This window comes from Streptomyces sp. NBC_00454 (assembly GCF_041434015.1).
Lineage (GTDB): Bacteria > Actinomycetota > Actinomycetes > Streptomycetales > Streptomycetaceae > Streptomyces.
In genome coordinates, this window is record NZ_CP107907.1 from 1,553,273 (window position 1) to 1,578,993 (window position 25,721).

Sequence of the window (25,721 nt, forward strand, 5' to 3'; positions counted from 1 at the left end):
CCATGGACTTCGCATTCGACGCCCGGACCGAGGAACTCCGCGAGCGGCTGCTCGCGTTCATGGAGGAGTACGTCTACCCGGCGGAACCCGTCGCCGCCGAGCAGCGCGCACGGCTGGCCTCGCCCTGGGACACCCCGGCCGTGTTCGGTGAACTGAAGGCCGAGGCGCGCCGTCAGGGGCTCTGGAACCTCTTCTTGCCGAACTCAGAACACGGCGCCGGGCTGACCAACCTCCAGTACGCCCCGCTCGCCGAGATCACCGGCCGAAGCCCGCACCTGGCGCCGATGGCGACGAACTGCGCGGCTCCGGACACCGGGAACATGGAGCTGCTGGCCCAGTTCGGGAACGAGGCGCAGAAGAAGCAGTGGCTGGAGCCGCTGCTGGCCGGGGAGATCCGGTCGGCCTTCGCGATGACCGAGCCCGAGGTGGCCTCCTCGGACGCGACGAACATCGAGACGCGGATCGAGCGCTCCGCGGACGGTGAGGAGTACGTGGTCACCGGCCGCAAGTGGTTCATCTCCGGCGCCATGAACCCCGATTGCAAGATCTTCATCGTGATGGGCAAGACCGACCCCGACGGGTCCGACCCGCGCCGCCAGCAGTCGATGATCCTGGTCCCCCGGGACACCCCGGGGGTCGAGGTCCGGCGCGCGATGACGGTGTACGGGTACGAGGACCACGACCACGGCGGTCACGCCGAGGTGGTCTTCGACGGGGCCCGCGTCCCGGCGGCGAACCTGATCGGCGAGGAGGGCGGCGGCTTCGCCATCGCCCAGGCCCGGCTCGGACCGGGCCGGATCCACCACTGCATGCGGCTCATCGGGATGGCGGAGCGGGCCATCGAGCTGATGTGCCGGCGCGCGATCGGACGTACCGCCTTCGGCAAGGAGCTGGCCGCGCAAGGCGTCGTACAGAACTGGATCGCGGACGCCCGGGTCACCGTGGAGCAGCTGCGGCTGCTGGTGCTGAAGACGGCCTGGCTGATGGACACGGCCGGGAACCGGGGCGCGCACACCGAGATCCAGGCCATCAAGATCGCGACTCCGCGGGCGGTCGTGGGCATCCTCGACCAGGCGGTGCAGCTGCACGGCGCGGGCGGGGTCAGCCAGGACTTCCCGCTGGCGGAGCTGTGGGCGGCGGCGCGCACGCTGCGCCTGGCGGACGGCCCGGACGAGGTGCACCAGCGTTCGCTCGCGCACCGGGAGCTCAAGCGGTATCGCTGACCTGCACTGATCCCCAAGTGGTCCAGACCACTAGAAAGGTCCGATATATTCGATATACACCCAAACCGAAAGTGGACACCGTCATGCCCAGCTCCACCCTGACCCCGGCGCCGGCGGCCCCGGCCGTCGCCGCCCCCGCACCCGCGTCCGCGGCTCCGGCGGTCAAGGTCGCCAATCCCGGCCCGCTCGGCCTGGCGGCGTTCGCCCTCACCACCTTCGTGCTCAGCCTCTTCAACTCGGGCCTGATCTCGAACGCCGCGCTCAGCGCCGTCGTGCTGCCGCTGGCGCTGTTCTACGGCGGCCTCGCGCAGTTCGCCGCGGGCCTGCTGGAGTTCCGCCGCGGCAACACCTTCGGGACCACGGCGTTCGTCTCGTACGGCGCGTTCTGGATGTCCTTCGCGGCCTACGTGAAGTTCGTCGTCCCGACGCTGCCCGCCGACCAGGCGCACGTGGCGACCGGCTGGTTCCTCGTGGGCTGGTTCATCTTCACCGCGTACATGTCGATCGCCGCGATGAAGCTGGACGTCGCGCACCGCGTGCTGTTCGTCTCGCTGGCGCTGACTTTCCTCTTCCTCGCCCTCGGCGACCTGGCCCAGAGCATCGCGCTCGGCCACACCGGCGGGTTCCTCGGCCTGTTCACGGCGGGCGTCGCCTGGTACATCTCCTTCGCCGTGGTGGCCAAGGAGACCTGGGGGCGCGACGTGGCCCCGCTCGGCTAGAGCCGCTGTCGGCTGGATCCGCTGTCGGCTAGGCCCTTTCGGCGGCCGCGGCCATCGGCTCGGCGGTGCGACCCGCCGCCGTGTCGATGACCTCGTCCAGTACCTCGCGGGACCGGATCAGATCGGCGATCAGCCGGTCGATCCGGTCCCGTTCCGTTTTCAGCTCGGCGACGAGCATCGGGGTGGCCCGTACGTTCGGCCCGCCGTCCGCATCGCGCATGCACGGCAGGATCTGCGCGATCTTCGTGCTGTGCAGGCCCGCCGCGTAGAGCTCCTGGATCCGGATGACCCGGTCCACCGCCCGCTCCGCGTAGTCGCGGTGGCCGCCGGGGGTCCGGTCGGAGACCAGCAGCCCCTGCTTCTCGTAGTAGCGCAGCGAGCGCTCGCTGACCCCGGTGCGCGCCGCCAGTTCGCCGATCCTCATGCCCCGCCCCCGCCGTCTCCGGACTTGAATCTGACATTGGTGTCAGGTTTTAGGTTACGGGCATGACGAACTCTCAGCAGGTCCTTCCCGCCGCTTCCCGCCTCTTCGACTCCGCCACCCTCGGCGGGCTCGAACTCCCCAACCGCCTGGTGATGGCGCCCCTGACCCGCAACCGGGTGGGCGCCGACGGGGTCCCCGGGCAGCTGATGGCCGTCCACTACGCGCAGCGCGCGACGGCCGGTCTGATCATCGCCGAGGGCACCGCGCCGAGCGCCGTGGGGCAGGCCTACCCGAACATCCCCGGGATCCACACCGCGGAGCAGATCGCCGGCTGGCGCCGGGTCACCGACGCGGTACGGGCGGGCGCCGACGGCCGGGGCGGCGGCGCGGCGATGTTCCTCCAGCTGGAGCACGGCGGCCGGGTGGGCCACCCCGACACCAGTGGCCACGTACCGCTCGCACCGTCCGCCGTACGCCTCCCCGAGCAGCTGCACACCCCCGGCGGGCTGCGGGACGCCGCCGTTCCGCGCGCGATGACGGCCCAGGACATCCGGTCCGCCCTCGCCGACTTCCGGGCCGCGGCCCGCAATGCCGTGGAGGCCGGTTTCGCGGGGGTGGAGGTCCACGCCGCCAACGGCTTCCTGCCCCACCAGTTCCTGGCGAAGGGCACCAACCTGCGGACCGACGAGTGGGGCGGCCCGGTGGAGAACCGGATCCGGTTCACCGTCGAGGCGGTCCGGGCCGTCGCCGAGGCCGTCGGACGGGAGCGCGTCGGCGTACGGATCTCGCCCGGAGTCACCGTCAACAGCATCGAGGAGGGCGACACCGAGGAGATCTACCCGGCCTTGCTGGCGGCCCTGGCGGAGATCGACCCGGTCTATCTCCACATCCTCTACGCCGACCAGGAGCGGGACCGGTTCCAGGAGCACCGCAAGGCCTGGCCGGGCACGCTGATCGCCAACCAGATGCTCTCCCGGGAGCAGTTCGCGGCCGACGGCGGCAAGAGCGTCGCCGAACGGCTCCTGGCCGAGGGCGCCGACCTGGTCTCGCTGGGCCGGGGGTTCGTCGCCAACCCCGACTTCGTGGAGCGGCTGCGCGTGGACGCCCCCCTCAACGAGATCCGCCCCGAGTTCCTGATGCACGTACAGGGGGCGGAGGGGTACAACGACTACCCGGTACTCGCTCGCGCGTCGGTGTGAGCGGCGGTGCGTGAGCCCGCTACGGGCGCAGCGCCCGCAGCAGCAGGTCGGCGAGGTGGTCGGCCAGCTGCTGCGGGGTGAGCGGGCCGTCCTCGCGGTACCAGGTCGACAGGTGGTGGACGGACCCGAAGTGGTAGTCCACCACCAGGTCCGCCGGGGTCGCGGTGGAGAAGACCCCGGAGCGCTGCCCCTCCTCGATCAGCGCCCGGAACCGCTCGTGGTAGCGCCGGCGCTCCGCCCGCACCTGCTTGAACTTCTCCGGGCTCAGCTGGTGCATCGACCGGAAGAAGATCGCCGCGTCGTCGAGGTTCTCGATGGTGGTCACCACCACGTCGGCGGCGGCGGCCCGCAGCCGCTCCTCCACGGGGGCATCGGATTCGGCCACCGCGTCGAGCCGCTGCTGCTGGAGGCGCAGCATGCGCGCGTACACCTCGTGCAGCAGATCGTCCTTGGATCCGAAGTAGTGGTAGAGCGCGCCCTTGGTGACTCCGGCCGCCTCGACGATCTCCTGCACCGAGGTGCGGTCGTAGCCGCGCTCGGCGAACAGCCTGGTCGCGACGGCCAGCAGCCGCTGCGGTACCGGGGCCTCGTGTGCGCCGACGGTCTCCGTCGTGGTCTTGGCGGCCATGGCGCTCGCCTTCCTTTCCTGAATCCCTGGGCTCTGCGGCGTACGGCTGTTTTCAGCCGCGGTCGCGCAGTTCCCGTCGCAGGATCTTGCCACTGGTCGTCTTCGGAAGGACAGGCAGGATCTCCACTTGGCGCGGGTACTTGTACGCGGCGATGCGGGCGGCGCAGTACGCGGACAGTTCCGCCGGGTCGGCCGTGGTCCCGGGGCGCAGGCTCACGTAGGCCTTCACGCTCTCGCCGCGGTAGGGGTCGGGGATGCCGACGACGGCCGCCTCGCGGACGGCGGGGTGGGTGTAGAGCACGTCCTCCACCTCTCGCGGCCAGACCTTGAAACCGGACGCGTTGATCATGTCCTTCTTGCGGTCGACCACGTAGAGCCAGCCGTCGGGGTCCATGAACCCGACGTCTCCGGTGCGCAGTTCACCGTCCGGGAAGGTCTTGGCGGTGTCGGCGGGCAGCCCCCAGTAGCCGGGGACGACCTGGGGACCGCGCACGGCGATCTCCCCGGTCTCGCCGAAGGGGACCTCGGCTCCGCTCCCGTCGAGGATCCGTACGAGGGTGTCGGCGCCGGGCACGCCCACGGAGAGGGTGCCGGAGGCGGGGTCCACGGGGGCTTCGAGGTGTGCGGGCACGGAGGCGCAGGGGGCGGTGCACTCGGTGAGGCCGTAGCCGTTGCGCAGGTAGAAGCCGAAGGTGTCGCGGAGGCGTTCGACGAGGGCGGGCGGGAGCGGGGCCCCGCCGGAGGAGATCACCCGGAACGAGGCGAAGTGCTCGGGGGTGACTCCGGGTTGGGCGGCGAGCGCCATGAAGGCGGTGGCGGGTCCCACGGTGTAGGCGGGGCGGTGTTCGAGGAAGGCGTCGAGGACCACGCCGGCGTCGAAGCGGTGGGCGAGGACGAGGGTGCCGGCGTTGGTGAAGCAGGCGGCGAGCTCGCAGACCATGCCGGTGATGTGGAAGAGGGGGGCGAGGGCGAAGTAGCCGGTGCCTTCGGGGATGGGGTGCCCGGTGACCTGGCGCGTGGCGTTGTGGGTGAGGGCGCCGTGCGGGTTCATGGCGCCCTTGGGGGTGCCGCTGGTGCCGGAGGTGTAGCTGATGAGGGCGGTGTCGGCGGCGGTCAGACCCGGATCCGGCGGTGCGGGGTGGCCCCGCCGGGCCACCTCGGCGAGGTCGGCGGCGTCAGCCGCCTGCTCCGGCCGCGGGCCCGGCGCGAGGACCCGTACGTCGTCACGGGTCTGGAAGTCCAGGTCGGACGCGGTCAGGGTGAGGCGGACGCCGGTGCCGTACGCGGCCTCGCGCAGGTACGCGGGCCAGGCGCGGGCGTCGCACACCAGCGCGGCGGCCCCGGAATCGCGCAGGATGTGGCCGACCTCGCCGGACTTGTACATCGGGTTGAGCGGGACCACGACCGCGCCGGCCTTCCAGGCGGCCAGGACGGCGAGCACGAAGTGCGGGGTGTTCTGGAGCATGACCGCGACCCGGTCCCCGCGGCCGATGCCCTGCGCGGCGAGGTGGCCGGCGAGGGAGTCGGAGAGCGCGTCGGCCTCGGCGTAGTCGAGACGTCCGTCGAAGTAGGCGAGCGCGGTGCGCCCGGGGGCGCGGGCGACGGCCGCGCGGAAGGCGTGCAGCACGCTGGGCAGGGGCGCGGCGGGGGCCCGCTGGACCGGGGTGAGGCGGGCGAGCCAGGGCTTGGCGGCGTAGCGGGAGGGCGGGGCGGTGGGCGTCTGCGGGGATTCCGGGGTGTCCGGGGTGTCCCGGATTTCCTGGGCGTCCCCGGTATCCCGGATTTCCCGGGCGTCCGGGGCGTTCTGGGCGTCCGGGGTCATCGGGCCTCCCATTTGCGCTGGAGGTGGTTCATACCGCCGAGCCAGCGCTCCGGATCGGTGGCGCGGGCCGCGTAGAAGTCCGCGACCTCGGGGTGCGGGAGGATCAAGAACCGGCCCTTCTCCATGCCGTCGAACAGTGCGTCCGCGACCGCTTCCGGCTCGATCGCGGTCGGCGCGAGGACCAGCTCGCCCGCCGATCCCGCGGCGGTGAGCATGTCGGTCCGGACCCCCTGCGGGCAGATGGCGTGGACCTGGAGCCCGCGGTGGCGGTAGGTCAGCGAGAGCCATTCCGCGAAGGCGAGCGCGCCGTGCTTGGTGACACTGTACGGGGCCGCTCCGATCATGGTCAGCAGCCCGGCGGCCGAGACGGTGGACACGAAGCGGCCGCTCCCGCGCTCCAGCCAGTCGGGCAGCAGTTGCCGGGCCGCGCGGACGTGGGCCATGACGTTGGTGTCCCAGGCCGCCTCCCAGACGGCTTCCTCCGCGAAGGCGTCGCCGCCGGAGGCGAGTCCGGCGTTGGCGCAGTACACGTCCACCGTGCCGCCGAGGGCTTCGCGGGCCGCGGCGACGACGGCGGAGGCGTCGCCGGGGACCGCGAGGGCGCGGGCGCCGATCGCCTCCGCGACGGCGGCGGCCTTGGCCGGGTCGAGGTCGTTGACCACGACCGTGGCCCCCTCGGCGGCGAACCGGCGGGCGAGGGCGGCGCCGATGCCGCCGCCCGCTCCGGTGACGACGACTCGCTGGTCCTGGAACGCGTTCACGCGGATCACCCTTCATGGCCGGCCGCCGGCAGCCACCTCGCGGCCGGCACGCTTCGGATCACCGGCAGACTAACCAGTCGGTATGTCGGGGCGGAAGAGGTCGGCGCCCTAGTTTGGCGCGATGACGCTGTCGCGACGTGGGTTGCTGGGACTGGCCGGGGCTGCGGGAAGCCTGGGCACCATGGGGGCCGCCGGGGGCGCCGGGACGGCTGTGGCCGCGGGGGCTGCCCGGGCCCCTCTCCCCGACCGGGTGCGGACCGGCTTCGAGTGCCTCGCCGCCGACGGGTACGCCGTCCTGGCCGGTCAGCGGATCGGGGTGGTCACCAACCCCACCGGGATCACCGCGGACGCCCGCCACCTGGTCGACGTACTGCACGCCGACGAACGCGTGGACCTGGTCGCGGTGTTCGGCCCCGAGCACGGCTTCCGCGGTACGGCGCAGGCGGGCGATTCGGAGGGGGCCGGGCGCGATCCGGCGACCGGGCTGCCCGTGTACGACACGTACGACAAGAGCGGTCAGCAGCTCGCGGACGTGTTCACGGCGGCCGGGATCGACACGGTGGTCTTCGACATCCAGGACGTCGGGGCCCGCTTCTACACCTACATCTGGACCCTCTACGACTGCATGCGCGCGGCCGCCCTCGCCGGCAAGGCCGTGGTGGTGCTGGACCGGCCGAACCCGGTCGGCGGCCGGCGAGCGGCCGGACCCGTCCTGCAGCGCCCGTACGCGAGCTTCGTGGGCCGGGAGCCGATCGCGCTCGCGCACGGGATGACGGCGGGCGAACTGGCCGGGCTCTTCGCGGGCGAGTTCCTGGGCCCGGGAGCCGTCCGGCCGCGGGTGGTGCGGATGACGGGGTGGCGGCGGGAGTCGTTCTTCGACGCGACCGGGCTGCCCTGGGTGCCGCCCAGCCCGAACATGCCGACCCCGGCCACGGCCCTCGCCTACGCCGGCACCTGCCTGTTCGAGGGGACGAACCTGTCCGAGGGGCGCGGCACCACCACCCCCTTCGAGCTGGTCGGCGCGGAGGGCGTCGACCGGCGCTGGGCGCAGGCGGCGAACGCGCTGGAACTGCCCGGCGCGTGGTTCCGGGAGGCGTATTTCACGCCGTCCTTCTCCAAGCACGCGGGGAAGGTCTGCGGCGGGGTCCGGCTGATCGTGCACGACCGGGAGGCCTTCGACCCGGTACGGGCCGGCATCGGGCTGCTGGTGACGGCGAAGCGGACGTGGAGCGGTTTCGCGTGGCGGCCGGACCAGTGGATCGACCGGCTCACCGGCTCCGACCGGGTCCGGCGGATGATCGACGCGGGGGCCGGGGTGGAGGAGGTCGCGGGCGACTGGGCGGCGGGTCTGGCGGGATTCGCGGCGGTGCGGGAGAAGTACCTCCTCTATCCGTGAGCCGGTCCCTCGCGCATCCGCGAGTCGGTCCCTCCCGGGGTCTGGCCGGGTGGGCGTCCTCGCAGGATGCTGCGGACAGGGACAGGGACACGGCGTGGAGGGGGACGTCATGGTGGACATCGGCGGACTGGCGGCGCAGACGGCGGGGATCGGGGTCCGCCCGTACCTGGAGCTGACCTTCGACTCCGACGGCGACGGGGCCCCGGGCGCGCGGGAGGCGCTCTTCGGGATCGAGGCCACCGACCTGCTGGTCTTCGCCCATGGATGGAACTCCGAACGGTCCACCGCGATCCGGCTCTTCGACCGGTTCTACGCTCCCTTCGCGGATCTGGTGGGGAACGGGGTGCGGCTGGGGTACGTGGGGGTCGTGTGGCCCTCGATCCGGTTCGCGGACGAGCCGATCCCCGACTTCGACGCACGGGGCGCGGGCGCCCGCGGGCTGCTCGGCGCCGGCGGCCGGACCGGACCCGGCGGCCGGCCCGGCGCGTCGGGCGTGCTCGCGGAGCCAGGCCACGGGGCGGCCCTGGGTCCGGCGACCCGGCAGGCGCTCGGCGCGTTCTGGCCCGGCCGGGCCGCCGAGCTGGACCGGATCTGCGAACTGCTGGAGGAACGGCCGGCGGAGGAGGGTGCGTTCGCCGAGTTCGGGGCGCTGGTCCGGGAGCTGGCCGGGGTGGACGGGGTGGGCGCGGGCGACGATCTGGCAGCGGCCTTCGCCCCCCGTGAGGTCCCCGCCTTCCTCACCGAGGACGTGATCCAGGTGTGCCGCAGCTTCACCGAGGCCCTGGTCGAGGCGGGCGCCACGCTCCCCGGGGAATCCCCCGGCGGCCTCGCGGGCGAGGGCTTCTCGGTCGGCGGCGGGATGCGGACGCTGTGGAACGGCGCCAAGGAGGTGCTGCGCCAGGCCACGTACTACCAGATGAAGGCACGGGCCGGGGTGGTCGGCGAGCACGGCCTCGGCCCCGTGCTGGCGGAACTGGCGGGCCGCCGCCCGGCCCTGCGGATCCACCTCATCGGCCACAGCTTCGGCGGCCGGGTGGTGTCCTTCGCCCTGCGCGCCCTGCCGACCGGGGCGCGCAACGTGAAGTCCCTGACGCTCCTCCAAGGAGCCTTCTCCCACTACGCGTTCGCCGAGAGCCTGCCCCACGACCGGGACCGCGCCGGCGCCCTGCACGGACTGCAGGGCCGGGTGGACGGCCCGGTGACCGCCTGCCACTCCCCCTACGACTCGGCGCTCAAGGTGTTCTACCCGCTGGCCTCCCGGATGGCGGGCGATTCGGCCGGTCTCATGGGATTCGACGAGCGGTGGGGCGCCATCGGGCACGACGGGGTCCAGGCGGTGCCGGGCGCACCGCGGCTGACCCTCGACGCCGCCCTGCGCGGCGGCCTCCCGGCGGCGGGCTGCGTCAGCGTCGACGCCGGTTCCGTGGTGCGCAGCGGCGGGGCCCCTTCGGGGGCGCACAGCGACATCTGCCACGAGGACCTGGCCCGGCTGGTGGTCGTCGCGGGGCGCATGGGGCGCTGAGATCCGGCCATGTGCCACCTGCACGCCTCGACCGCCCCCGCATGCGCCCACGCCGGGCCGGGCATGTTGGGCAAAACGGCGCGGTGCTCGGCGGGCGCGGCGCTCGGCGCTCGATGCTGGGCGCTCGGCGGAGGTGAAGGTGTGATGGCGGGTTTCCGGAGTCTGGCCTATCAGGTGCGCGATGCGCGCAACGACCGTGCCCTGCGGCGCCATTCGCTGCGCCGCTGCCTGGAACGGTTCGCCCCCTACGGGCACCGCGCGACCTGGTGGCACCTGTGCGACCGGCACGGGATCGGCCCCGAGGACCGGGCGGCCGACCCGCTGCGGCTGGTGGCGGCGCTGGAGGAACTGGAAGAGGCGCGGGCGGTCTGGCTGGAGTACGAGCGCCAGTTCGCGGAGCGGCGCCGGCGGGAGAAGCACGACGGGCAGCGGCGGCCGGAGTGGGCCTGGGGCGGGAGCGGGGACGCGGTGGTGCGGTGCGCAGATCCGGGGGTCCGGCCGCAGGGGGCGCTGGGCGAGGTGCTGCGGCGGCTGGTGGTGGCGCTGGAGTCGGAGCCGGGCACGGTCTGCCCGGTGTGCGGGGCCCGGGAACTGCACTGGCCGGTGCGGGCGGCATCCGGTGCCACGGCGTGGGCCTGGGACGGCCCGGTGTGCGCGGGCTGCGGAATCGTGGTCCCCAGACCGGCCCTGGCGGACTCCGCCCTGGCCGCCTCGGCTCCGGCCGGCCCCGGCCTGGCGGGCGCGGCGTGAGACCCGCGGGGCAGGGGCCGGGTCCCGGGTGGCCGCGGCCTGCGCTGCTGGTGTCGCTGAACGGCTCCCGGGGGGCCGCCGACGGGGCGGCCGTGCCGGTGTCCCCCGGTGACCTGGTGGAATCGGCGCTGGGGGCGGTGGCCGCGGGGGCCGGGGAGGTACTGGTGCATCCGCGCACCCCGTGCGGCCGGGAGAGCCTCTCCCCCCGGGTGGTGGGACCCCTCCTGGAGGCCCTGCGGGACGCGGGGATCGGGTCGGGGTCGGGGTCCGGGGGCGAGTCCGACACCCCTGGCACCGCGGCCGGTGTGCCGCTCTGCGTGCTCGCGAGTGTCGCCGCCGAGCCCGATCCGGTGGGGCGGCTGGAGCGGGTGCGGTCGTGGACGGTGCTGCCGGACCGGGCGGTGGTGCGTTTCGCGGAGCCGGGGGCCCGGGAGCTGGCCGAGGCCCTGCTGGAGCGCGGGGTCGCGGTCGACGCGGAGGTTGCCGTGGGCGGGGCGCCGGAGTCGCTGGCCCGGTTCCTGGCCTGGCCGGTACGGGACCGCGCGCGGGTCCGGCTCACCGCCGAACTGGCCTTCGCCGACCCGGGCGCGACCCTGGAACTGCTGCGGCGGCTGCCGCCCGTGCCGGTGCTGCTGTTCGGGCGGGAGGCGGCCTCCTGGCCGGTGCTGCGGCTGGCCGCGCGCTGCGGTACGGGCGCGCGGACCGGCGTAGGCGACGTGCTGCACCTGCCGGACGGCCGGGCGGCGCGGTCGAACGCGGAGCTGGTCGCGGCGGCGGCCCTGGCCCGGCAGGATCCGAAAGAGACGGCCCAGCGCTAGAGCCGGGAGCCGGTGAGGCGTTCGCCGAAGACGTCGTCGGGGTTGGACAGGGCGCAGTTCTCCAGGGAGAGGCAGCCGCAGCCGATGCAGTCGGTCAAATGGTCGCGCAGGCGGCTGAGTTGGCTGATGCGGTGGTCGAGCTCGGCGCGCCAGCTCTCGGAGAGGCGGGCCCAGTCCTCGCGGTTGGGGGTGCGGCCTTCGGGGAGCCGGGCGAGCGCGTCGCGGATGCTGGCGAGGGGGATTCCCACGCGCTGGGCTGCGCGCACGAAGGCCACGCGACGCAGGGCGTCCCGGGTGTAGCGGCGCTGGTTCCCGGCCGTGCGGCGGCTGGTGATCAGGCCCTTGGTCTCGTAGAAGTGCAGTGCGGAGACGGCCGCGCCGCTGCGGGCGGACAGCTGGCCGACGGTGAGTTCGTGGACTTTTTCGGGAATCTGCGGCACACCGCCGAGGGTAGTCGGCCGGACCGGCATCGATCGATGGACCCGTCGTTGACAGATACATACGGCCCCAGCATGCTGAGCTGCTGAGCAAGCGCTTATTCGTCAGGGAGAGGTACGGGTATGTCCGAACCGAGGATCTTCACGTCCGCCGAGGAGCTGACCGCCGGGATCGGCGAGCCGCTCGGCCCCAGCGACTGGCTGGAGGTGGACCAGAAGCGGATCGACCTCTTCGCGGACGCCACCGGCGACCACCAGTGGATCCACGTGGACCCGGTGCGGGCGGCGGACGGACCCTTCGGCTCCACCATCGCGCACGGGTACCTCACGCTGTCGCTGCTGCCGAGCCTGGTGCCGCAGATCATGCGGGTCGAGGGCATGAAGATGGGCATCAACTACGGGGTGAACAAGGTGCGTTTCCCTGCAACGGTACCCGTGGGCTCGCGACTGCGCGCGACCGCGCTGATCACGGAGGTCGTGGAGGCGGGCGGCGGCGTACAGGTGGCGGCGACCGTCACGGTCGAGCGCGAGGGCGCCGACAAGCCGGTGTGCGTGGCGGAGTCGGTCTCCCGCTACTACTTCTGAGCCGCGGCGGACCCGGGCCGGGCGGCCACCATGCGGAGCACGAGGCCGGCGTAGAGCGCGCCGACCTCGTCGGGCGTACGGCGGCCCTCCGCGCTGAACCAGCGGGCGACGTCGATGCAGAGCGAGAGGACGGCGAGGGTGGTGCCGGGGACGTCGGGGACGTCGAACTCCCCCGCGGCGACCCCGTCGGAGAGGATGCGGCGGATCGCGGCGTCGCTCTGCCGGCGCAGTGCCACGATTTCGGAGCGGTGCTCCGGACCGAGAGCATCGAGCTCGTACTGGACCACGCGCGCGGTGGTGTGATGGGCCGCGTGCCAGCGCACGAAGGCCCGTACGGCCACGTCGAGCCGCTCGGCGGCGGTTCCCGGGCCGGAGGCGGCGGTGTCCAGGATTTCCAGGGCCTTGTCGTGGCCGATCCGGCTGATCCGGTGGAGCAGCTCTTCCTTGGTCTTGTAGTGGATGTAGAGCGCGGCCGGGCTCATGCCGGCCCGCCCTGCGATGTCGCGCGTGGTGGTGGCGTGGTACCCGCGCTCCGCGAAGGCCTCGACGGCGGCGACGAGCAGCCGCCGCGCGGCGTCGGGGGTGACCTCCGACCACGGCCGGTAGCCGTCGACCGTCTCCTGCACGCCGTCCATCGCCGTCTCACCCTCTTCGCGCTGCCTGTAGTGCCCTCGCCCTGACGGGAAGGGAAGGGACAGCTTACCGGAGGGTGAGCAAGCGCTTAGGCCGCGTCTCGGCCCGCGGCCCCGGGCCGGCGCTACTTCGGGGCGAAGGGGTCGAACTCCGCCATCATCTTCTCCATCCGGGCCTGGTCGACGCGGCTGACGATCTGCGTGACCTCCTGCCGGTCACGGACGACCTTGGCGAGGGTGAAGGCCGAGGTGGTCAGGTACAGGACCGCGATGCCGAGGAAGGCGCGTACCCAGCCGTCGGCGTTCATGTTGTAGATCCCCAGGCCGACGGCGGCGATGGCGATTCCGAAGGAGGCGACGGCCTGACCGTAGTAAGCCCCCGTGCTCTGCTGCTTGACCGGTGTCTCGTTCATGGCTCCAGCCTGACCCGGCGCGGCCCGCGCCACATCCGCACGCGTACTCACGCACGTACTCATCCCGGCCAGGGGGGAGTTGGCCCCGAACGCCTACGGGGTCCACAGGTCGGGCAGCGTCTCGGAGCCGGTCGGCGGGCGGTTCCCACCCAGGTCCGCGAGGGTCAGAACGCCGAAACTCCCGTGCGGGCGCGGCCGATCAGTAGTTTCTGGATCTGACTGGTGCCCTCGTACAGGGTCATCACGCGGGCGTCGCGCAGCAGTTTGCCGGCGGGGTACTCGTCGATGTAGCCGTAACCGCCGTGTACCTGGAGGGCGTTGCTCGCGGCGCGGACGGCGGCCTCGGAGGCGAAGAGCTTGGCCGTGGAGGACTCGGTGGCGAAGGGCAGGCCCCGGTCGATCAGGTCGGCGACCCGCCAGGTCAGCAGCCGGGCCGCGTCCACGTCCACGGAGATGTCGGCGATCAGCTCCTGGACCAGCTGGTGGTGGGCGATGGGCTTGCCGAACTGCTCGCGCTGGGCGGCGTAGGAGACGGCCGCGTCCAGCGCCGCCTGGGCGATGCCGACACAGCCGGCGGCCACCGACATCCGGCCCTTGGCGAGGGCCGACATGGCCACGGAGAAGCCCTTGCCCTCGGGGCCCAGCATCGCGGAGGCGGGCACGCGGACCCCGTCGAGGGCGAGTTCGGCGGTGGCCTGGCCGCGCAGTCCGAGCTTGCCGTGGATCTCGCGGCGGGTCAGGCCCGGGCTGTCGGCGGGGACGAGGAAGGCGGAGATGCCGCGGTGGCCGGGCTCGTCGTTGGTCCGGGCGAAGAGCAGCACCACGTCGGCCCAGGTGCCGTTGGTGATGAACATCTTGCCGCCGCTGATGAGGTACGAGTCCCCCTCGCGCGTGGCGCGGGTGGTGAGGTTCCCGGCGTCGGAACCGGTGCCGGGCTCGGTGAGGCCGAAGCAGCCGAGCGCCTCGCCCGCGCACAGCCGGGGCAGCCAGGCCCGCTTCTGCTCCTCGCTCCCCCAGGAGGCGATGGTCTTGGCGACCAGGCCCAGGGAGACGGAGACGATGCCGCGGACCGCGGAGTCGCCGCGGCCGAGCTCCTCGGTGACCAGGACGTAGGAGAGGTGGTCGCCGCCGGAGCCGCCGTACTCCTCGGGGACGGTCAGGCCGAGGAAGCCGACGGAGCCGAGCTTCTTGACGACGGCCCGGTCCACGCTCTCGGCGCGGTCCCACTCGGCGGCGTACGGGGCGATCTCCCGCTCGGTGAACGCGCGGGCGAGATCGCGGACGGCGGACTGCTCCGCGCTGAGTTCCAGATTCACCGGGCACCTCCGGTCGGCGGCCGGCGCGGGGTCAACCAGGAGGTTAACTAGCACCGGTAGTTTATGGCGGGCAGGCCCTACTATGTGGCGCATGGCCAGACCGCGCAAGCCCCTCCTCAGCAGAGACCGCATCGTCGAGGCGGCGGGTGCGCTGGTGGACGCGGAGGGCCTGGAGGCCGTCTCGACGCGGCGGCTGGCGGCGGCGCTGGGGGTCAGCGGCCCTTCCCTCTACAACCACTTCCGCACCAAGGACGAGATCCTGGACGCGGTCGCGGACGCGGTGAGCGCACGGGTCGACTTGTCGATGTTCGAGCCCGGGGACGGGCGGGAATGGCGGGTGGCGCTGCACGACTGGGCGCACTCGTACCGGGCCGCCCTGTCCGACCATCCGAACATCGTCCCGGTGCTGGCGCGCGGGCCGGGGCGCCGGCCGGCCGGGCTGCGGGTGGCGGACGCCGTCTTCGGCTCCATGACCGCCGCGGGCTGGCCCCCGGCGCAGGCGACCCGGATCGGCGCACTGATGCGGTACTTCATCCTGGGCTCGGCGGTGGCCTCGTTCGCCCGGGGTTTCGTGGACGACCGTACGGCGTACGACCCCTCGGACTACCCGCACCTGGGCCAGGCCCACCTCCTGGCGAAACGGCAGCAGGAAGTGGACGAGGGCGCCTTCGAAACGGGTCTGGCCGCCCTGCTGGACGGCCTGGCCCTCCAGTACGCGGCTTTGGCGCAGACCCCGTAAGCCCAGACCCGCAAGGCCCGTAACACCGGCGGGCGGGCCGGCCCGGGAGCGACGAGGTCCGGGCCGGACCGGTGCCGGAAGGCGGGCGCCCGGGTCAGAAGACGATCAGCGACCGGCCGCCCTTGCCCGCCAGCATCGCGTCGAAGGCGGCCGGGATGCCGTCGAGGGTGATGCGGTCGGTGACCATGGCGCCGAGGTCGAGCCGGCCGGCCCGGACGTGGGCGGCGATCACCGGGAGATCGCGGGCGGGGTCGCTGTTGCCGTAGACGCAGCCGGTGAGGGTGCGGGCGAAGTGGAAGATCTCCAGCGCGTGGAAGGAGACCTGCTGCTCCTTGCCGCCGATGCCGACGACCGTCGTACGGCCGCCACGGCGGGTGGAGTCCCAGGCGCCGCGGATGGTCTCGGCACGGCCGACGCACTCGATGGCGACGTCCGCGCCGTGCCCGCCGGTCAGGGCGCGGATCTGCTTGGCGGTGGTGTCGGAGGCGAGCACGAACTCCGTGGCCCCGGCCGCCCGCGCCAGTTCCTCCTTGGCCGGGGAGACGTCCACGGCCACGATCGGACCCGCCATGGCGATCCTGGCCGCCTGGAGCGCGGCGAGTCCCACCCCGCCGACTCCGAAGACGGCCACCGATTCGCCGGGGCGGACCTGGGCACTGTGGTGGACGGCTCCGTAGCCGGTGAGGACGGCGCACCCGAGCAGGGCCGCCTCGGTGAGCGGGATCCCGGCCGGGGCGGGCAGTACGCAGTTGGCCGCGACCACCGTCTCCTCGGCGAAGGCGGCCACGTTCAGCCCGGGGTGCAGCTCGGTCCCCTGGGCGTCGTGGGCGTAGACCGCCCCGACCCCGGCGAGGGCCTTGACGCAGAGCCAGACCTCGCCGATCGAGCAGTGGTGGCACTCCCCGCAGGACGGGGCCCAGTTGAGGACGACCCCGTCGCCGGGCGCGACATGGGTGACCCCTTCGCCGACGGCGAGCACCGTGCCCGCGCCCTCGTGGCCGAGGACGGCGGGTACGGGTACCCGCATGGTGCCGTTGGTGAGCGAGAGGTCGGAGTGACAGACCCCGGCGGCGGCGAGCCGCACCCGGACCTGCCCGGGCCCGGGATCGGGCAGCACGATGTCCCGGATCTCCAGCGGTGCTCCGACGGCGGGCAGGATGGCGGCGCGGACCATGATCGATGTCTCCGTGATTGCGGGGGCTGGGACTGCTGGAGCCGCCGGGCCGACTGCGTCGGCTGCGGCGGCTGAGGCGGCTGGACCGGCTGAGGCCGCTAGAACTGCAGGGACTTGGTCTGGAGGTACTCGGCGAGGCCGTGCGGGCCCAGCTCCCGGCCCACGCCCGACTGCTTGTACCCGCCGAAGGGCGCGAGCGGGTTGAAGCGGCCGCCGTTGATGTCCACCTGGCCGGTGTCCATCCGGCGGGCGAAGGCCACCGCCGTCTCCTCGTCCGCCGCCCAGACGGCTCCGCCCAGCCCGTACACGGTGCCGTTGGCGATGGCCAGGGCCTCGTCCTGGTCCTCGTAGGAGAGGATCGACAGCACCGGGCCGAAGATCTCCTCCTGAGCGATGGTCATCTCCGGCGTGACGTCGGCGAACACGGTCGGGGCGATGAAGTACCCCTGTCCGTGCGGCGCCTCGGGCCCGCCCGCGACGAGGCGTGCGCCTTCCTCGACCCCCTTGGTGATGAACCCGCGCACCCGGTCGCGCTGCTTGGCGTTGATCACCGGGCCCAGGCGGGTGCCCGGGTCGCGGGGGTCGCCGGAGGGGTACTTGGCGACGGCGGCGGCCGCGAGGGAGACGGCCTCCTCGTACTGGTCCCGGTGGACGAGCATGCGGGTGAGCGCGTTGCAGCTCTGGCCGGAGTTGTTCATGACGTGGCCCACGCCGGTCGCGACGGCCTTGGCCAGGTCGGCTCCGGGCAGGATGACGTTGGCCGATTTGCCGCCCAGTTCAAGGGCGACCCGCTTGACGGCGGCGCCGGCCGTGGCACCGATCTGCCTGCCGACGGCGGTGGATCCGGTGAAGGAGACGAGGTCGACTCCCTCGTGCGCGGCCAGGGCCTGACCGGCGACCGGGCCGGTGCCGGTCACCAGGTTGAAAACCCCGGCCGGGATCCCCGCCTCGTGCACGGCTTCGGCGAAGAGCTGTGCGGTCAGCGGGGTGTCCTCGGCCGGCTTGAGGACGAGGGTGCAGCCGGCGGCGAGAGCGGGCGCCACCTTGGCAACGATCTGGTGCAGCGGGTAGTTCCAGGGCGTGATCGCGCCGACCACACCGACCGGCTCCAGCAGCACGGTCGAGTTCCCGAGCCGCTCCTCGAAGGCGTACGAGGCCCCGAGCTCGGCGAACGAGGAGGCCACCGCGACCGGCGCCCCGACGTGGACCATCTCCGAGAAGCCCAGCGGGGAGCCGAGCTCGGCGGTGATGGTCTCGGCCAACTCGCCCTTGCGGGAGACCAGCACGTCGCGCAGGGCTCCGATCAGGGCCGCCCGCTCGGCCGGAGCCGTGGCCGCCCAGGACGGGAAGGCCGCACGTGCCGCACGTACCGCCTCGTCCACGTCCTCGGCCGTGCCCGCCGGGACCGAGGCGATGACCTGCTCGTCCGCCGGGTTGAGGACCTCGATGCGGTCGCGGCCTACGGCGGCCCGCCACTCGCCGCCTATGTACATCCCGTCGTGGGCCTTCATGGCATTCCTCCCGAGCACGCGCGAGCACGTGGACCTGTAGACGTCGCCAACACCCTACAAACTAGCGCCGGTAGTTTTGCGGGCGCCAGGGGCGGACGGGGTCAGATGATGCCGAAAAGCATCCCTGCCCCCAGGACCACCAGGGAGGTCAGAGCCGCCCATTTCACGGTGAAACGGGTGTGGTCGCCGAACTCCACCTTGGCCATGCCGACGAGGACGTATACGGCCGGAACCAGCGGGCTCGACATGTGCAGGGCCTGGCCGACCAGGGAGGCGCGGGCGATTTCGAGCGGGGACACCCCGTGCGCGGCGCCGGCCTCGGCGAGGACGGGCAGGACGCCGAAGTAGAAGCCGTCGTTGGACATGAAGTAGGTGAGCGGGAGGCTGAGCAGGCCGGTGACCAGGGCCATGTGCGGGCCCATGCCCTCGGGGATGGCGCCGACGAGCCAGTCGGCCATGTGCTTGACCATGCCGGTGCCGGAGAGGACACCGGTGAAGACGGCGGCGGCGAAAACCATGCCCGCGACGTTCAGGACGTTGTCGGCGTGGGCGGCGATACGGGCCTTCTGGTCCGGCATGTGGGGGTAGTTGACGGTGAGGGCGAGGGCCGCGCCGAGCAGGAAGAGCACCGGGATGGGGAGCAGCTCCATGATCATGGCGGTGAGCAGGGCGACGGTGAGGCCCGCGTTGAACCAGTAGAGGCGCGGGCGCAGGGTCGCACGGTGCGGGTCGAGGCCCTGGAAACCGCCCTCGTCGGGGGCGGGAACGGATCCCGCGGCGGAGGCGGAGGCGGTGCCGGACGGGGTGCCGGACGGGGTGCCGGACGCGGTGGGCGGGGTGGACGGCTCGACCGGCGTACGGGTACCTCCGGCGGCCTGCCCCGTACCGGCAGCGGCGACCAGGAGCTCCTCGGCCGGGGCCGCAGCGTGCTTCTCGGCCTGCTCCTCCATCCGCTCCTCGGCCTGCTGCGCGTCGCCGGGGATCGACAGCGGGCCGAGCCGGCGGCGCTCCTTGATGCCGAGGACGTAGGCGAGGACGAAGACGCAGACCAGGCCCGCCGCGAGCGCGGGGATCATCGGCACGAAGATGTCGGCGGCGTCGAGCTTGAGGGCGGTGGCGGCGCGGGCCGTGGGGCCGCCCCAGGGCAGGGTGTTCATGACCCCGTTGGCAGTCGCCGCGACTCCGGTCATCACCACCAGGCTCATGCCGAGCCGCTTGTAGAGCGGGTACATCGCGGAGACGGTGATCATGAAGGTGGTCGACCCGTCCCCGTCGAGCGAGACGATCGCCGCGAGGACCGCCGTGCCGACCACGACCCGCATCGGGTCGGCCCTGCAGAAGCGCAGGATGCCGCGCACGATCGGATCGAAGAGGCCGACGTCGATCATGACGCCGAAGTAGACGATGGCAAACATCAGCATGGCGGCGGTCGGCGCGAGCTTGCCGACTCCGTCGATGACGTAGCCGCCGAGCTGCGCGCCCTGTCCGGCGAACACGCAGAAGAGCGCGGGGATGAGGACGAGCGCCGCGATGGGCGACATTTTCTTCAGCATGATCAACACGAGGAAAGTCGCGATCATGGCGAAGCCGAGGAAGGTCAGCATGGGGGGAACCTAGGTGCCTCCTCCGGGGCCCAACAAGACGTCCACGCGTGAGCAATACGAGCAAAACCCCAGCTCAGGGGATGGGTGTCAGTTCGACGGGGAAACCGTTGAGCACGGCCGTCCCGGAGAGCGGGTCGAGCCGGGTGCCGTCGAGGAGCTGGTTGACGTTGGCTCCGGGGGTGGCCGAGGCCACCGAGAGACGGGTCCCGGAACGGTCGTGGCCCCACCCGTGCGGGAGGCTGACGACCCCGGCGCGGATCGAGTCGGTGACCTCGACGGGGACCTCGAGGCTGCCGCCGTCCGCGGCGATCCGGGCCCGGCCGCCGTCGGCGAGGCCGAGGCGTTCCGCGTCGTCCGGGTGGACCTGGAGGGTGCAGCGGTTGGAACCTCCGGTGAGGGCCGGGACGTTGTGCAACCAGCTGTTGTTGGACCGCAGATGGCGGCGGCCCACGAGCACCAGGGTGGCGGGGCGGTCGGCGAGCGCCGCGCGCAGCCTGGGAAGCTCGGCCGCGATCGGCTCCGGCAACAGCTCGATCCTGCCGCTGCGCGTCTTGAGCAGCCCCGGAAGCCGGGGCCGCAGCGGCCCCAGATCGATCCCGTGCGGCTGCGCCCGCAGCCGCTCCAGCCCTAGGCCGGGGTGGTGGCCGGTGTCGGGTCCGGGGGCCGCGCCCGCCTCGGGGGCCGCGCCTGATTCGGGGGCCGTGGCCGGTTCGGACGCCGGGGCCACGCCGGATTCGGGGGCCGTGGCCACATCAGCGCCAGCGCCAGGGATCGGGCCCGCGCCGGGGGCCGGGGCCACGCTGGGCGCACCCGCGCCCGGGATCGGGCCCGCGCTGGGGGCCGGGGACACTCTGGGGGCCGGGGCCACGCCAGAGGCCCGGCCTGCGCCGGATTCCGGCGCCGTGGCCGTGGCCGCGCCATCAATCGTGCCCGCGCTGGGGCCCGTAACCGTGCCCGCGCCCGGGCCCGTAGCGGCGCCGGAGGGGGAGGCTTCGGCGGCGGCCTGGGTCGGGTTTGTGGGCAGGCCGGGTGCTGCGCCGAAGCGGTCGCCGTACGGGCCGAGTCGGAGCATCAGGTCGAGGCGGCGCTCGGGGCCGCTGTCGCCCGCCAGGAGCCCGGCGAGGCGCGCGGGGTCCTCACCGTGCAGCGGGGAGTGCGGGTCGGCGACCTCCCGGGCGAGGGCACTTTGGATCGCCAGGTCGTCCACGGCCGCCGGGGCGGCCCCGTGCATGCCGGAGACGGCCAGGACCAGGCGTGCGTGGATCTCGCACTCGTCCATCCGTCCTTCCTCCAGTGGGATGGCGGGCGGCGAGTAGCGGACCTGGTTGCGGATGGCGAAGGCGTTGAAGGCGAAGTCGAAGTGGGCGCTCTGCGCGGGCGGCGGCGGGGGCAGGACCACGTGCGCGTGGCGTGAGGTCTCGTTGAGGTACGGGTCGATGCTGATCATGAAGTCGAGCCCGGCCAGGGCCGCGTCGAGCCGCCGGCCGTCGGGGGCGGACAGTACGGGGTTCGCCGCGATGGAGATGAGGGCGCGGATGCGCCCCTCCCCAGGGGTCTCGATCTCCTCCGCCAACGCGGCCATGGGGAACTCGGCCTTGGCCTCGGGGTGGCCGCTGACCCGGCTGCGCCAGCGGCCGAGGCCGAAGCCCTTGCCGGGAGCGGCCGGCCGGGGTGCGCGGTCGGTCGCGGAGAGCGGGAACAGGGCGCCACCCGGCCGGTCGAGGTTCCCGGTCAGGATGTTCAGCACGTCAACCAGCCAGCTGGCCAGGGTGCCGTACTCCACGGTGCTGCTGCCGATCCGCCCGTAGACGGCGGCGGTCGGCGCGGCCGCGAGAGCGCGGGCGAGGTCGCGGATCTCTTCGGCCGGGAGGTCGCAGGCGGGGGCGACGGCCTCAGGAGTGAAACTACCGAGGGCCTCGGCGAGTTCCCCGAGTCCCAGTACGTGTTCCGCGAGCGCGCCGGGCTCGGCCGTCTTCTCGGCGAGCAGGGTGTGGACAAGGGCGGCGAGCAGCAGCGCGTCGCTGCCTGGCCGCGGCGCGAGGTGGCGGTCGGCGAGCTTGGCGGTGCGGGTGCGGCGCGGGTCGACGACGACCAGGGTCCCGCCGCGGGCGCGCAGCGCCTTGAGCCGGCCGGGGAAGTCGGGGGCGGTGCACAGGGAGCCGTTGGACTCGACCGGGTTGGCCCCGATGAGCAGCAGGAAGTCGGTGCGGTCGAGGTCGGGGACCGGGATGGCGAAGGGGTCGCCGAAGAGCAGCCCGCAGGAGACGTGCTTGGGCATCTGGTCGAGGGTGCTGGCGGTGAAGAGGTTGCGGGTGCCGAGGGCCTTGAGGAGCAGCGGCGGGTAGAGGTGGCCCGCCATGGTGTGGGTGTTCGGGTTGCCGAGGACCACCCCGACAGACTGGGCCCCGTACTCCCGGACCAGCGCGGGGACGGCCGCCGCGATCGCCTCGTAGGCCTCCTCCCAGGTGGCCTCCCGGAGTTGGCCGTCGCGCCGGACCAGGGGGCTCCTCAGCCGGTCGGGGTCCGCGTCGAGGGCCCCGAACGCGGCTCCCTTGGGGCAGATGAAACCGCGGCTGAACACGTCGTCCCGGTCACCACGGGCGCCGGTGACGGTGGCGCCCTCGATGGTGAGGGTGAGGCCGCAAGTGGCTTCGCAGAGGGGGCAGATGCGCAGGGCGGTGCGGGGCATGGGCCCTCCCAGGGGCGGCAGGCTGCGGCACGGGTGCGCGGGCCGTTCGGCACGCGGGCGGGCACCGAGCATACCGACCGGTAGGGACGGTGGGGAGGGGTCCACGTCATCGGAACGGTGCGGGAGAACGGGGGCCGGCCGGGCAGCCGGGGAGCCGGACAGTCGGGCGCTCCGGCGGCCGGGGCATCGGGCGGCCGGGGGCAAAGCGGTCGGCGAGGGGCCGTCAGTCCAGGACGCGGGCCAGGTAGGCGTGCATCATCGCGCGGGTTTCGGCGACGATGTCGGGGTCTCCGTCCGGGTCGTTGCGGAAGGCCAGTTGGATCAGGGCGTCGGTGGCTTCGACCGCGACCAGGACGGCCCGCTGCAGGACGGGGTCCGGGGTGAGGCCCAAGTGGGCGCCGAGGAGTTCGGTGAGGCGGACGGCGACCTGGTGGTTGGGGTCGGAGGCCGGACCCTCGGAGGGCGGTGCCGGGATCCCGAAGTCCACGAGGGCGAAGCCGGGAACGCTGCGCTTCATGACGAGGTACTCGTCCAGCACCGCGTCCACGACCGGCCGCCAGGCGGTGGCGGGGAGCTCGGCGAGCCGTTCCTCGATGCCGTCGGCGTAGCGGTCGAGGTTGCGGTGGGCGAGCGCGATGGCCATGGCCCGCTTGTTGCCGAAGAACCGGTAGACCGAGCCGATGGGCACGCCGGCGCGCAGGGCGACGGCCCGGGTGCTGAGGTTCTCGTAGCCGGTCTCGTCGAGGAGTTCGGCGCAGGCGTCGAGGATCCGGGCGAGCCGGTCGGCGCTGCGCTGCTGGATCGGCGTCCGGCGCAGGGAGTGGGCTGGGGGCACGGGGTCCATCATGCCGCTCCTGGATGTCCGGCTCGGCGGCGGTGTCGGTCGGGGGCCTTCAGTTCAGGAGCAGGCTGAGGCCGCCGACCGTGTACGTGATCATCAGCGCGAGCAGCGGCAGCTGCCCGGCCACGGCTTTCGCGGGCGGGAAGAGGCGTACGGAACGGTCGTGCGCGGCGATCACACCGAGCACGTGGCCGGTGACGACGGCGATGACCTGGAGGGCGGCGAGAGCACCCGGACCCAGTGGCGGCATGGGTTCCGGGGCGTTGTCAGTGCCGAGTGCCACGATGACTGTGCGTGGTCCTTCGGCTACCAGGAGGGAGAAGTAGTGGGCGACAAGATAGCCGAGCGCGATCGGTACGAGTGAGTGGGCGAAGGCGGTCAGCGGGCCGGGGTGCGGGCCGCAGACGAGGCGGGTGACCGCCGCGCAGAGGCAGTAGAGGGCGGCGACGAGGGTGATGGACCCGAGGAGTCCGAGCGTGGCCGCGGGGGTGCGGCCGAGGGGGGAGGTCTGGATCGCGTTGATCCACGAGGGGCTGTCGGAGAAGCCGTCGTAGGCGGTGGATCCGAGCAGGACGCAGACGGTGGCGACGAGTCCGGGCCGCTCGGGCGTCGCGTCGAGTCCGTGGAAGGGGTTACGGAGAACCAGGCGGCCGTCGCTGCGACGGCCGAGGGGGGAGAGCCCGGCCAGGAGGGCCGAGTACACCTCGAAGGCGTCCGCGTCGGCGAACCAGCGCTCGCCGAAGCGGGCGGCGAGCAGGAGCTGGACGGTGGCGTAGCCGGTCAGGGCGATCAGGAGGGTGGTGGTGGAGGCGGGATCGGGAGAGACCAGTTCGAGCCAGGTGAAGGCGAACAGCCCGGCGGCGGCGGGCCATTGCCCGAGCCGGGCGGGAAGGGGGCGGGGCGCCGGGTGCCACAGCCGGGAGAGCAGCCGGTGCAGGGCGCGGAGCGGGCTGAGGAGGCGCCAGACGGGACCGAAGAGGAGGGAGGCGGGGACGAGACCGACCCAGAGGAGGACGTAGACGGCACCGGGAGCGGGGTTGCGGGCGGGGTCGTCGGGACCGAGGAGGAGGTGGAGGAGGACGGCGAGCGCACCCGCGAGGCCGAGGCCTCGCAAGGCGCCGCGGGTGGCCGGCGCGTCGGCCACCCGCTGGAGCCGGGCGGGCAGGGCGATGCCGGAGCGGTCGCCTCGGAAGCGGGAGGCCGACCAGAGGAGACCGAGTGCGAGGAAGGAGACGAAGAGCGCGGTGAAGGCGCCGGCGAACGCGTAAAAGGGAGAGATGGGCAGATCGTGCTGGGAGCCGATGCCGTGCGCGAGCACGGTGAGCGGGTCGGCCGGGTGAAGGACCACGCCCTGGCCGTAGCCGCCGCCGGACGGCATGTGCGGAAGGCTCTCCGGCACGGGCCGGGACGCGAGCGGGAGCCCTGCGGACCGGACCGGGGCCGCGGCGGCCACCTCGGCCACCGCTGCCACGAGCGGGGTCACCACCGGGCCGCCGGGGCCGGGTCGCCCGCCGGGCCGACCGCTGGGCCACACGCCGGGCTGACCACTGGGCCACACGCTGGGCCGACCGCCGGGAGGCGGGCGGGAGTTCCGGGGACCGCATCCGGGGCGGGTGTGTGTCGTGGTGTGGGGCGGGCGGCGGTCATCGGACGAGGAGTTGGGTCAGGACGAGGTCGGACGCGTGGGTCTCGACCTCGAAGAGGCCCGTGCGGTCGGCCGTCAGGATCAGGGTGGCCTCCTGGCCTGCCGGCAGGGCGAGTTCCTTGTCGAAGCCGTGGACGTGCAGGGTGTCCGCGCGGTCGCTGGTGACGCGCAGGGCAACGCGTTCGCCGCGCTTCACCTCGACGCGACCCGGGGCGGGGGTGACCTTGCCTTCCCGGATGGTGATCGTGACCGTGCGGTCGGCCTGCGCCTCCGGGGACGGAGACGCGGGTGCAGGTGAGGACGGGGCCGAGGGCGAGGCCGGGGGGTGGCTGTGTCCGGTCTGGCCCGGGGCCGCGGTGAGCTGGAGGGTGCCCTCGACCGGCTTGCCGGCGACGGCCCAGGCGGTGTGATCGTCCGCGTAGAGGCGGACGGTCAGGGTGTGCGCGCCCTCGGGGACCTGCGCCGCGGGCAGGTGGAACCAAGGGCCGTACAGGCGGGCCAGTTTGTGGCCGTCCAGCTCCAGGTGCGCATGCCCGGCACCCGGGAGGGCGGCGCCGCCGACGCTGTCGGGGGTGAAGCGGAAGTTCTTCACCGTCAGCTGGAGGTTCCAGCCGTCCTCGGAGTCCGGCCGGGCGGTGAGCTGGACCTCCGGCGCGCCCTCGGCCGGGACCTCACGAAGCCGGTGGCCTGCTCCGTCATCGGTGGTGAGCAGGGTGCCCACGCTGCCCGAGGCCTGCTCGTGGCTGGTGCCGGGCTTGTGGTGGGTGGTGGCCCGCCCGCCGCAGCCCGCCACCGCGCCGCCGGCCAGGAGCACGGCCAGCGCCAGCAGTGCGGCGGTGCGGCCGGCTCGCCGGTTCCGGCGCGGCGGCGGAG

The 25,721-nt window shown here is 73.4% G+C and carries 24 protein-coding genes; 9 read left to right on the forward strand and 15 right to left on the reverse strand.

The features are described 5' to 3' along the window. The first annotated feature begins 2 nt into the window (after window positions 1–2). On the forward strand, window positions 3–1,223 hold the full coding sequence (locus tag OHU74_RS07250; RefSeq protein ID WP_371615125.1) for an acyl-CoA dehydrogenase family protein: 1,221 nt from the start codon (window positions 3–5) through the stop codon (window positions 1,221–1,223). An 83-nt stretch (window positions 1,224–1,306) separates the two neighbouring features. Further along, window positions 1,307–1,942 (forward strand): acetate uptake transporter, encoded by a 636-nt coding sequence (locus OHU74_RS07255; protein WP_371615126.1) that lies wholly within the window; start codon window positions 1,307–1,309, stop codon window positions 1,940–1,942. 28 nt (window positions 1,943–1,970) lie between these two features. On the opposite strand, the gene OHU74_RS07260 is transcribed toward OHU74_RS07255, so the two are convergent. Beyond that, entirely contained in the window at window positions 1,971–2,366 is a 396-nt protein-coding gene (locus OHU74_RS07260; RefSeq protein ID WP_371615127.1) for a MerR family transcriptional regulator, read from the reverse strand. A gap of 62 nt (window positions 2,367–2,428) precedes the next feature. Between OHU74_RS07260 and OHU74_RS07265 the strand changes: the two genes are divergently transcribed. Then, a complete protein-coding gene (locus tag OHU74_RS07265) occupies window positions 2,429–3,565 on the forward strand; it encodes an alkene reductase (RefSeq protein WP_371615128.1) in 1,137 nt (378 codons plus the stop codon). A gap of 19 nt (window positions 3,566–3,584) precedes the next feature. On the opposite strand, the gene OHU74_RS07270 is transcribed toward OHU74_RS07265, so the two are convergent. The 3 genes from OHU74_RS07270 to OHU74_RS07280 are packed head-to-tail and all read right to left on the reverse strand — an operon-like array spanning window position 3,585 to window position 6,785. Beyond that, a complete protein-coding gene (locus OHU74_RS07270) occupies window positions 3,585–4,193 on the reverse strand; it encodes a TetR/AcrR family transcriptional regulator (RefSeq protein WP_371615129.1) in 609 nt (202 codons plus the stop codon). 52 nt (window positions 4,194–4,245) lie between these two features. Continuing rightward, complete coding sequence (locus OHU74_RS07275) at window positions 4,246–6,015, reverse strand: class I adenylate-forming enzyme family protein (RefSeq protein ID WP_371615130.1); 1,770 nt, start codon at window positions 6,013–6,015, stop codon at window positions 4,246–4,248. Beyond that, entirely contained in the window at window positions 6,012–6,785 is a 774-nt protein-coding gene (locus OHU74_RS07280; protein WP_371615131.1) for an SDR family oxidoreductase, read from the reverse strand. Before OHU74_RS07280 ends, OHU74_RS07275 begins: the two co-directional genes overlap by 4 nt. Before the next feature lie 112 nt (window positions 6,786–6,897). Between OHU74_RS07280 and OHU74_RS07285 the strand changes: the two genes are divergently transcribed. From OHU74_RS07285 to OHU74_RS07300, 4 genes are all read left to right on the forward strand, one after another. Next, a complete protein-coding gene (locus OHU74_RS07285; protein ID WP_371615132.1) occupies window positions 6,898–8,172 on the forward strand; it encodes an exo-beta-N-acetylmuramidase NamZ domain-containing protein in 1,275 nt (424 codons plus the stop codon). Window positions 8,173–8,266: 94 nt separating this feature from the next. Further along, entirely contained in the window at window positions 8,267–9,694 is a 1,428-nt protein-coding gene (locus tag OHU74_RS07290) for a serine-threonine protein kinase (RefSeq protein WP_371615133.1), read from the forward strand. A gap of 144 nt (window positions 9,695–9,838) precedes the next feature. Beyond that, on the forward strand, window positions 9,839–10,444 hold the full coding sequence (locus OHU74_RS07295; protein ID WP_371615134.1) for a hypothetical protein: 606 nt from the start codon (window positions 9,839–9,841) through the stop codon (window positions 10,442–10,444). A gap of 50 nt (window positions 10,445–10,494) precedes the next feature. Next, window positions 10,495–11,262 (forward strand): 3-keto-5-aminohexanoate cleavage protein, encoded by a 768-nt coding sequence (locus OHU74_RS07300; RefSeq protein WP_371615135.1) that lies wholly within the window; start codon window positions 10,495–10,497, stop codon window positions 11,260–11,262. Here the strand turns inward: OHU74_RS07300 and soxR are convergent. Then, window positions 11,259–11,702 carry a redox-sensitive transcriptional activator SoxR gene (soxR, locus tag OHU74_RS07305; RefSeq protein WP_371615136.1) on the reverse strand — a complete coding sequence of 148 codons (444 nt, stop codon included), beginning with the start codon at window positions 11,700–11,702 and terminating at the stop codon, window positions 11,259–11,261. The two genes, OHU74_RS07300 and soxR, sit on opposite strands and share 4 nt — an antisense overlap. Window positions 11,703–11,822: 120 nt before the next feature. Here soxR and OHU74_RS07310 point away from each other — a divergent pair, with 120 nt between their 5' ends. Then, a complete protein-coding gene (locus OHU74_RS07310) occupies window positions 11,823–12,284 on the forward strand; it encodes a MaoC family dehydratase (RefSeq protein WP_371615137.1) in 462 nt (153 codons plus the stop codon). On the opposite strand, the gene OHU74_RS07315 is transcribed toward OHU74_RS07310, so the two are convergent. The 3 genes from OHU74_RS07315 to OHU74_RS07325 form a co-directional block, all read right to left on the reverse strand. After that, entirely contained in the window at window positions 12,275–12,919 is a 645-nt protein-coding gene (locus tag OHU74_RS07315) for a TetR/AcrR family transcriptional regulator (protein WP_371615138.1), read from the reverse strand. The genes OHU74_RS07310 and OHU74_RS07315 overlap by 10 nt on opposite strands. 122 nt (window positions 12,920–13,041) lie before the next feature. Beyond that, on the reverse strand, window positions 13,042–13,329 hold the full coding sequence (locus OHU74_RS07320; protein WP_371615139.1) for a YiaA/YiaB family inner membrane protein: 288 nt from the start codon (window positions 13,327–13,329) through the stop codon (window positions 13,042–13,044). Between the two features lie 164 nt (window positions 13,330–13,493). Continuing rightward, on the reverse strand, window positions 13,494–14,645 hold the full coding sequence (locus OHU74_RS07325) for an acyl-CoA dehydrogenase family protein (protein ID WP_371615140.1): 1,152 nt from the start codon (window positions 14,643–14,645) through the stop codon (window positions 13,494–13,496). Between the two features lie 91 nt (window positions 14,646–14,736). On the opposite strand from OHU74_RS07325, the gene OHU74_RS07330 reads away from it, so the two are divergent. Beyond that, complete coding sequence (locus OHU74_RS07330) at window positions 14,737–15,384, forward strand: TetR/AcrR family transcriptional regulator (RefSeq protein WP_371615141.1); 648 nt, start codon at window positions 14,737–14,739, stop codon at window positions 15,382–15,384. A gap of 94 nt (window positions 15,385–15,478) precedes the next feature. Here the strand turns inward: OHU74_RS07330 and OHU74_RS07335 are convergent, their stop codons facing one another. The 7 genes from OHU74_RS07335 to OHU74_RS07365 all read right to left on the reverse strand — a co-directional run bounded on the left by OHU74_RS07335 (window position 15,479) and on the right by OHU74_RS07365 (window position 25,677). Continuing rightward, the gene (locus tag OHU74_RS07335; RefSeq protein WP_371615142.1) at window positions 15,479–16,558 is read right to left on the reverse strand and encodes a Zn-dependent alcohol dehydrogenase; all 1,080 of its coding nucleotides are present in this window, start codon (window positions 16,556–16,558) and stop codon (window positions 15,479–15,481) included. 98 nt (window positions 16,559–16,656) lie between these two features. Further along, entirely contained in the window at window positions 16,657–18,069 is a 1,413-nt protein-coding gene (locus OHU74_RS07340; RefSeq protein ID WP_371615143.1) for an aldehyde dehydrogenase family protein, read from the reverse strand. A gap of 101 nt (window positions 18,070–18,170) precedes the next feature. Then, window positions 18,171–19,673: a CitMHS family transporter gene (locus tag OHU74_RS07345; protein WP_371615144.1), complete on the reverse strand. Its 1,503-nt coding sequence runs from the start codon at window positions 19,671–19,673 to the stop codon at window positions 18,171–18,173. A 73-nt stretch (window positions 19,674–19,746) separates the two neighbouring features. After that, the gene (locus tag OHU74_RS07350) at window positions 19,747–22,362 is read right to left on the reverse strand and encodes a molybdopterin-dependent oxidoreductase (RefSeq protein ID WP_371615145.1); all 2,616 of its coding nucleotides are present in this window, start codon (window positions 22,360–22,362) and stop codon (window positions 19,747–19,749) included. 223 nt (window positions 22,363–22,585) lie between these two features. Continuing rightward, the gene (locus OHU74_RS07355) at window positions 22,586–23,206 is read right to left on the reverse strand and encodes a TetR family transcriptional regulator (protein ID WP_371619595.1); all 621 of its coding nucleotides are present in this window, start codon (window positions 23,204–23,206) and stop codon (window positions 22,586–22,588) included. A gap of 49 nt (window positions 23,207–23,255) precedes the next feature. Next, complete coding sequence (locus OHU74_RS07360; protein ID WP_371619596.1) at window positions 23,256–24,581, reverse strand: hypothetical protein; 1,326 nt, start codon at window positions 24,579–24,581, stop codon at window positions 23,256–23,258. A gap of 265 nt (window positions 24,582–24,846) precedes the next feature. Then, window positions 24,847–25,677: a cupredoxin domain-containing protein gene (locus OHU74_RS07365; protein WP_371619597.1), complete on the reverse strand. Its 831-nt coding sequence runs from the start codon at window positions 25,675–25,677 to the stop codon at window positions 24,847–24,849. Window positions 25,678–25,721: the final 44 nt, after the last annotated feature.